The 7,418-nt window shown below is 72.5% G+C and carries 6 protein-coding genes; 1 reads left to right on the forward strand and 5 read right to left on the reverse strand.

Annotated features, from left to right (window positions below; genetic code table 11):
• Positions 1–369, reverse strand: a 369-nt coding sequence (locus VIB11_RS16265) for a DUF4031 domain-containing protein (RefSeq protein WP_332032614.1), incomplete at its 3' end; no start/stop codon positions are given.
• Positions 370–489: 120 nt separating this feature from the next.
• Here VIB11_RS16265 and VIB11_RS16270 point away from each other — a divergent pair.
• Positions 490–780, forward strand: a complete 291-nt coding sequence (locus VIB11_RS16270) for a WXG100 family type VII secretion target (protein ID WP_332032616.1) — start codon at positions 490–492, stop codon at positions 778–780.
• A 65-nt stretch (positions 781–845) separates the two neighbouring features.
• Here the strand turns inward: VIB11_RS16270 and VIB11_RS16275 are convergent, their stop codons facing one another.
• From VIB11_RS16275 to groEL, 4 genes are all read right to left on the reverse strand, one after another.
• Complete coding sequence (locus tag VIB11_RS16275) at positions 846–3,389, reverse strand: ABC transporter permease (RefSeq protein ID WP_332032618.1); 2,544 nt, start codon at positions 3,387–3,389, stop codon at positions 846–848.
• Between the two features lie 3 nt (positions 3,390–3,392).
• Complete coding sequence (locus tag VIB11_RS16280; protein WP_332032620.1) at positions 3,393–4,208, reverse strand: ABC transporter ATP-binding protein; 816 nt, start codon at positions 4,206–4,208, stop codon at positions 3,393–3,395.
• 245 nt (positions 4,209–4,453) lie between these two features.
• Positions 4,454–6,139, reverse strand: coding sequence for an alkaline phosphatase D family protein (locus tag VIB11_RS16285; protein ID WP_332032622.1), 1,686 nt, complete (start codon positions 6,137–6,139; stop codon positions 4,454–4,456).
• 120 nt (positions 6,140–6,259) lie between these two features.
• Positions 6,260–7,418: chaperonin GroEL (groEL, locus tag VIB11_RS16290; protein WP_332032624.1), on the reverse strand; the 1,159-nt coding region annotated here is incomplete at its 5' end.

Genomic DNA, 7,418 nt, shown 5'->3' on the forward strand with positions numbered 1-7,418 from the left:
GACGACGACCGTGCTGGCCGGGGGGCCGTCCTGACGCGAGGAGATCACGTCGACCCGGCTGCCCGCGGGCAGCCCGGGCGGTTCGGACTGCGAGTGCAGCACGCGCTCGTGTCGCCGCTTGGGGATCCGAAGGCCACTGGCCTGCAGCAGGCGCAGGAGCTCCCGACCCCCGATGGGGCGGGCACCACCCGCGACGAGCGCGGCATACCGCTCCTCGGGCACGTCGTAGTGGTCGCCCTCGAAGCCGCGCCGCGGGATCCCGTGGTCGGCGGCGAACGCGTGCAGCTCCTCGAGGGAGGTGTCACTGATGAGGTGCGACCACAGCGTGCCGTGGGCTGGCCAGGCCGGCGGGTCGATCCAGATGGTCACCCTGAGACGCTAGCGGCATCCGGTCGCCTGTGGACAACGGAAGGGCCTGCGCCCCGCTCCGGCCTAGCCTCGAGACCACGACGGCCGCCGCCGGCGGTCGCGACGACCAGGAGGGGCAGCATGGCGACGCAGTTCCAGGTGGACACCGAGCGCATCCAGGCCGCATCGGCGGACATCCAGCGCATTTCGGCCGAGATCGACGGCCAGGTCACGGCGATGATGGCCCGGCTGGTGGCCCTGCAGGACGCCTGGACGGGCACGGCGTCCGCGCGCTTCCAGGGTGTGGTCGGCGAGTGGCAGGGCACCCAGCGCCAGGTCCGGGCCTCCCTCGACAGCATCGGCTCGGTCCTCGCGGCGGCGGGCGCGCAGTACGCCGAGACGGAGGCAAGCGCCGTCCGGCTGTTCACGTAGGTGCACGAGACGCGGTGTCGCCCGGGCCGTGTGCGGCCCGGGCGACACCGGCGGGGAACGTGCGGCTACTCGGTGGTGATCGCCTTGAGCACGTCGAGGCGGGCGGCGCGCCGACCGGGCCACAGCGCTGCCAGCACCCCCACCACCCCGGCGAGCGCCACGAACACCGCCAGCTGGGCGAACGGCACCGCCAGCACGTCGATGCCGTCGTCGGCGAGCGACCGCTGCAGCGCCCACCCGGCGCCGAGGCCGAGCACGACACCGAGCACCGCGCCGAGGAGGGCGATGGCCACCGACTCCAGCCGCAGCATCGTGCGCAGCTGGCGGCGGCTGAGGCCGACCGCCCGCAGCAGCCCGATCTCGCGGGTGCGCTCGATCACCGACAGCGCCAGGGTGTTGACGATGCCGAGCACGGCGATCACCACGGCCAGCCCGAGCAGGGCGTAGATGATGAACAGCATCTGGTCGATCGGCTCGCGCTGCTCGGCGGCGAAGGCGTCCTGGTCCTTCAGCGTCACGGTGGGCAGGTCGGCGATGACCTTCTCGATGCCCGCCTCGACGGCCGCGGGGTCGGCGCCCGGCTCCCGCACGACGAACGTCATGCTGTCGCGCGCGGGGTGGCCGGCGGCCGTGGCCGTGTCGATCGAGAGCAGCACCGGCACGGTGAGGGCGTCGTTGGCGACGTAGACCCCGCCGACCTCGTAGCGCCCGGTCCTGCCCGCGACGGACAGCTCGACGTCGGACCCGGCGGCGAGGTGCTGCGCGGCGGCGGTGGCGTCGTCGACGAGCACCTGGCCGCGGGCGAGCGCGTCGAGGCGGCCGGAGACCATCTCGAGCGGCACGGCCCGGCCGAGGGTGGCAGGGTCGACCGCGGCCGACATCTGCTGGTCGCCGTCGAGGCCGACGTTCACGAACCGCATCGGGCTGACCGACGCCACGCCCGGCACCTCCGCCACCTGCGCCGTCACGCTGGCCGAGAACGGCTGCGAGATGGCGTTGGAGACGACGTAGTCGGCGGCGAAGTTGGCCTCGATGGCCTTGTCGACGCTCGCCTTCGCCGAGGCGCCGAAGACCGACATCATCGACACCAGCGTCAGGCCGATCATCAGGGCCGAGGCGGTGGCGGCCGTGCGCCGCGGGTTGCGCAGCGCGTTCTGCTCGGCCATCAGCCCGACGGCCCCGAAGGCCCGGCGGTAGAACGCGCCGGTGAGCGCGATGACCGGGCGGCCCAGCACCGGGCTGGCCAGGGCGGCGCCGAGCACCAGCCCGAACACCCCGCCGCCGACCCAGCCGGCGCGGTAGTCGACGTCGGCGACGGCGCCGACGGTGGACGCGCCGAGCCCGGCGGCGACGAGGGCCAGGCCGGTCCAGACCCGCCAGCGCAGTGCCGACTCCGGCATCACCGCGTCGTCGCGCATGGCCGCGACCGGCGGCACGCGGCCGGCCCGGCGGGCAGGCAGGTAGGCCGCCACCATCGTGACCAGCAGGCCCACGGCATACGCCGCCACCGCCGTCGACGAATCGAAGACCAGCGGTGAGCCGGACAGGTCGAGGCCGAAGGTGGCGAACAGCGCCTTGATGCCGACGGCCAGCAGGAACCCGAGGCCCAGCCCGAGGGTCGAGCCGACGAGCCCCACGGCGAAGGCCTCGAACAGCACCGACCGGGTGACCTGCCGGCGGCCCGCACCGAGCGCCCGGAACATCGCGAGCTCCCGGCCGCGCTGCGCCACGAGGATCGAGAACGTGTTGACGATGAGGAACGACCCGACGAAGAGCGCGATCCCGGCGAAGACCAGCAGGAAGGTGCTGATGAAGGAGAGCGCCTGGTTGATGCCGTCGGCGGTCTCCTTCGCCACCTGCGAGCCGGGCACGGCCTCGAAGCCCGCGGGCAGGCGCTTCTGCACCGCCGCGGCGAGGTCCTCCTGGGAGGTGCCGTCCTGCGCCGTCACCCACGCCTCGGTGTAGGCGTCGCGGCCGTCCAGGAAGAGCCGCTGCATGGTGGCGGTGTCGAAGAACGCCAGGCTGGCGCCGACGGTGCCCCCGGAGGCGAACTTCGCGGTGCCGACGAGCGTCGCCGTCACCTGCGGCTGGGCCCCGCTCGTGACGAGCAGCACGGTGTCGCCCACGCGGTAGCCCGCCCGCTCGGCGGTGGTCTCGTCGAGGGTGACCTCGCCCGCCCGGCTCGGCCACCGACCGGTGACGATGCTGGCCGGCGCCTCGCCCGAGGCGGTGGGGGCGTCGTTGTGGTTGAAGGCCAGGCCGGGGGCGCCCGTGCCGCCGATCAGCTTGCCCTTGGTGGACACGACGAACGTCGTGGGGTCGGCGACCGTGCCGTCGGCCCGGGCGGCCCCCGGCGTGTCGGCGAGGTCGCGGATGACGGAGCCCGGGATCGTCGCGGACGTGCCGGTCGACTCGAGGTCGCCGGAGGCGGAGTCGGGCCGCACGACGACGTCGCCGACGGTCTCCGCGATGGAGTCGAACGCCTTGCCGAGGGTGTCGGTGAAGACGAGCGACCCCGAGACGAAGGACACCCCGAGCACGATGGCCAGGGCACTCATGAACAGCCGCAGCTTGCGGCCCAGGAGGCTCTTCCAGCTGGCGCGCAGCACGGCTCAGGCTCCTTCGTGGGCGCGCGTGCCGCGCGCGTGGGTCTTCTCGAAGCCCTTCATGCGCTCGAGCACGCGGTCGGCGGTGGGGTCGCGCATCTCGTCGACGATGCGGCCGTCGGCGAGGAAGACGACGCGGTCGGTGTGGCCGGCGGCGCCGGGGTCGTGGGTGACCATGACGACGGTCTGGCCGAACTCGTCGACGCTGCGGCGCAGGAAGCCGAGCACCTCCGCACCGGAGGCGGAGTCGAGGTTGCCGGTGGGCTCGTCGGCGAAGACGATCTCGGGCCGGCTCATCAGCGCCCGGGCGCACGCCACGCGCTGCTGCTGGCCACCGGAGAGCTCGCTGGGCCGGTGCGACAGCCGGTCGCCGAGACCGACGGTCTCGATGACGGTGGCGAACCACTGCGGGTCGGGGCGGCGCCCTGCGATGGCCAGCGGCAGCAGGATGTTCTCCAGCGCGGTCAGCGTCGGCACGAGGTTGAACGACTGGAAGACGAAGCCGACCCGGTCGCGCCGCAGCGTCGTCAGGGCCTTGTCCCTGAGGGTCCCGAGCGAGACGTCGCCGATGTGGACCTCGCCCTCGGTGACCGAGTCGAGCCCGGCCGCGCAGTGCATGAGCGTGGACTTGCCGGACCCGGACGGGCCCATGATGGCGGTGAACTCGCCGCGCGCGATGTCGAGGCTGACGCCGTCGAGGGCGACGACGCGGGCCTCCCCCCGGCCGTAGACCTTGGTCAGGCCGACGGCCCGCGCCGCGGGTGTCGTGGAGGTGGCGTGCTGGTGTTCCCCTGTGGTGGTCGAGGTGCTGCTGGCGGTCATGGCCTTCTCCCGGCTCGAAGCTCTGGCGGTGTGGTCAGGTGGGTGGTGAGGACGCGCGTCGTCAGGGAAGACGCTAGGGACGACAGGGGCCCCGCGCCCTCAGGTTCAGCCCTGAGCGCACCCTGAGAGCACCCCTGACCGGCCTACGGTGGGTCCACCGGTCGACGGACGGCGCGACCGGCGGAGGCGGGGACGCGGACGACCGCGGCAGACCGCGGGCGCGCGCCCGCGGCACAGCCGTCGCGTCAGCTGATGGCGACCCGGGCGACCCGCCGGAGCTCGGGCTGGTCGTGGTGGTCCCCGCTCACCTCGCCGGCCTCCCAGGTGATCACCAGCCCCCGCCCGCGGACGTGCAGCGTGGCCAGGCAGTTCTCGTACCACGGGCCGTGCGTCACCCGCCAGGGGTACGCCGGGTCGGGGACCTTGGACGAGCGCCCCGCCAGGAAGCGCATCGGGCGCACCAGGCCGCGTGCCATCAGGGCCGTCATGATGCGGATGCCGCGCGGCATCGGGTTGCGGATCGGTGAGCACACCGCCTGCACCACTCGGCTGGCCCCGGGCCCGAGCACCTTCGGGTCCACCTCGGTGACGAACGAGTGGTGCACGTCGCCGGAGAGGAACGTGACCGTCCCGGGGGCCCGGCCCCGCTCCCCGCGCGCCACCGCGGCCACCATCTCGAGCACCTGGGCGAAGCCCTCCTGGAAGGCCGCCCAGTGCTCGAGGTCGACGGTGCGGCGCAGGCCCTCCGCGTGCCGGGCCAGCCACGGCCCCCAGGCACCCGAGGCCATCGCCTCGTTCATGGCCTCGAAGTCGTGCAGGCCGGGCGAGATGAGGAACGGCAGCGAGGTGCCGACGAAGAGGTGCTCGACCCCGCCCTGGAGCTGCTCGTCGAGCCACTCCATCTCGGCGTCGTCGAGGATCGAGCGGCGGGAGGGCTCCAGCACCCGGGCCGCCCGCGAGTCCACCACGACCAGGCGGGACTCACCGAGGTCGCGGGTGTAGCTCCACCGGTAGGTGTCGGGTCGGCGGTCCACACGCTCCGCGAAGGCGTCGAGGGTCTCGGTGAGGTCGATCTCGTCCTCGGCGCCGGAGCCCGCGTGCGCGGCGATGGCCTGCCAGATCTCGTCGGTGGCAAGCTCCTCGGGCGAGAGGTTGCCGGCGTGCTGGTACACCCAGTACGAGGCCAGGCCGCCGACGATGCGCTCGTGCCACCACGGCTTGGCGTTCATCTCACGGTGCCACTGCTGCGAGGTGTTCCAGTCGTCTCGGATGTCGTGGTCGTCGAAGATCATCGTGCTGGGCAGCGTGGACAGCAGCCACCGGTTCGCCGGCTCCGTCCACGCCAGCCGGTAGAGGTGGGCGTACTCCTGGTAGTCCTTCAGCTCCAGCCACGGGGGCTGGCTCGGGTCGCGCCGGGCGCGGATGAAGTCCTGCATCTCGTCCGACGTCATGTCGGCGTAGACCTGGTCTCCCAGGAAGGCGACCAGGTGCGGCCACCGCTGCGGGTCGGTCCGCGAGAGCTCGAGCGCGTACGCCCGCAGGGCGTCCACGCCGTTGCTGGCGTTCCCGGCCGCGTCGTGGGACACGCTGGTGCGGCAGGACCCGAACGCGATCCTGCTGGGCTCGTGCGGGTCGAGGGTGGTGACCCGGCTGGCCGGGAAGCGCGCGTAGGCCGGGTCTGCCGGCGGCCACACCTGCTCGCCGTCGATGTCGACGGTGTAGTCGCTGCTCGCACCCGGCTCGAGGCCGCCGAGGACGACCAGGGCGTAGTGGTGCCCGTGCACGCCGAAGGTGGTGGCGGACCACTCGCGGCCGAACGCCCTGACCGTCACCCGCGAGTGGTCGCGGGACTGGACCCACACGGTCGCACTCGTGGGACCGGCATACCGCAGGAGGGGACCGAGCAGGAGCGGTCCGGAGTCGTCAGGCACCCGACAGTTGTACACGGCATCCCGGTGCCGTGGTGCAGCAACGCCGAAGGGCGGCCCCCCTGTGGGGAACCGCCCTCCGAGCGTGGTGCGTCTGCCGTGTGGCCGGCTGCGAGGCGAACCTCAGAAGCCCATGCCGCCCATCTCGTCGCCACCCGGCGCCATCGGAGCAGCCTTCTCGGGCTTGTCCGCGATGACGGCCTCGGTGGTGAGGAACAGCGCCGCGATCGACGCGGCGTTCTGCAGCGCCGAGCGGGTGACCTTGGCCGGGTCGATGATGCCGGCGGCGATGAGGTCGACGTACTCGCCGGTCGCGGCGTTGAGGCCGTGACCCGCGTCGAGGTGGCTGACCTTCTCCGCCACGACGCCGCCCTCGAGGCCGGCGTTGACGGCGATCTGCTTGAGCGGGGCCTCGGCCGCGACGCGAACGATGTTCGCACCGGTGGCCTCGTCACCGTCGAGCTCGAGCTTCTCGAACGCGGCCTTGGTGGCCTGCAGCAGGGCCACGCCACCACCGGCGACGATGCCCTCCTCGACGGCAGCCTTGGCGTTGCGCACGGCGTCCTCGATGCGGTGCTTGCGCTCCTTGAGCTCGACCTCGGTCGCGGCGCCGGCCTTGATGACTGCAACACCGCCGGCCAGCTTGGCCAGGCGCTCCTGCAGCTTCTCGCGGTCGTAGTCGCTGTCCGACTTCTCGATCTCGGCGCGGATCTGGTTGACGCGGCCCTGGATCTGGTCCTGGTCGCCGGCACCCTCGACGATGGTCGTCTCGTCCTTGGTGACGACGACCTTGCGGGCGTGGCCGAGCAGGTCGAGCTCGGTGGTGTCGAGCTTGAGGCCGACCTCCTCGGAGATGACCTGGCCGCCGGTGAGGATGGCGATGTCGCCGAGCATGGCCTTGCGGCGGTCACCGAAGCCCGGGGCCTTGACGGCGACGGACTTGAAGGTGCCGCGGATCTTGTTGACCACGAGGGTGGACAGCGCCTCGCCCTCGACGTCCTCCGCGATGATCAGCAGCGGCTTGCCGGACTGCATGACCTTCTCGAGCAGCGGGAGCAGGTCCTTGATGCCGGAGATCTTGGAGTTGACCACGAGGATGTAGGGGTCCTCGAGGACGGCCTCCATGCGCTCGGTGTCGGTGACGAAGTAGTGCGAGATGTAGCCCTTGTCGAAGCGCATGCCCTCGGTGAGCTCGAGCTCGAGGCCGAAGGTGTTGGACTCCTCGACGGTGATGACGCCTTCCTTGCCGACCTTGTCCATGGCCTCGGCGATCATCTCGCCG

Origin of the sequence: Pedococcus sp. (genome assembly GCF_036554925.1) — a bacterium.
Lineage (GTDB): Bacteria > Actinomycetota > Actinomycetes > Actinomycetales > Dermatophilaceae > Pedococcus_A.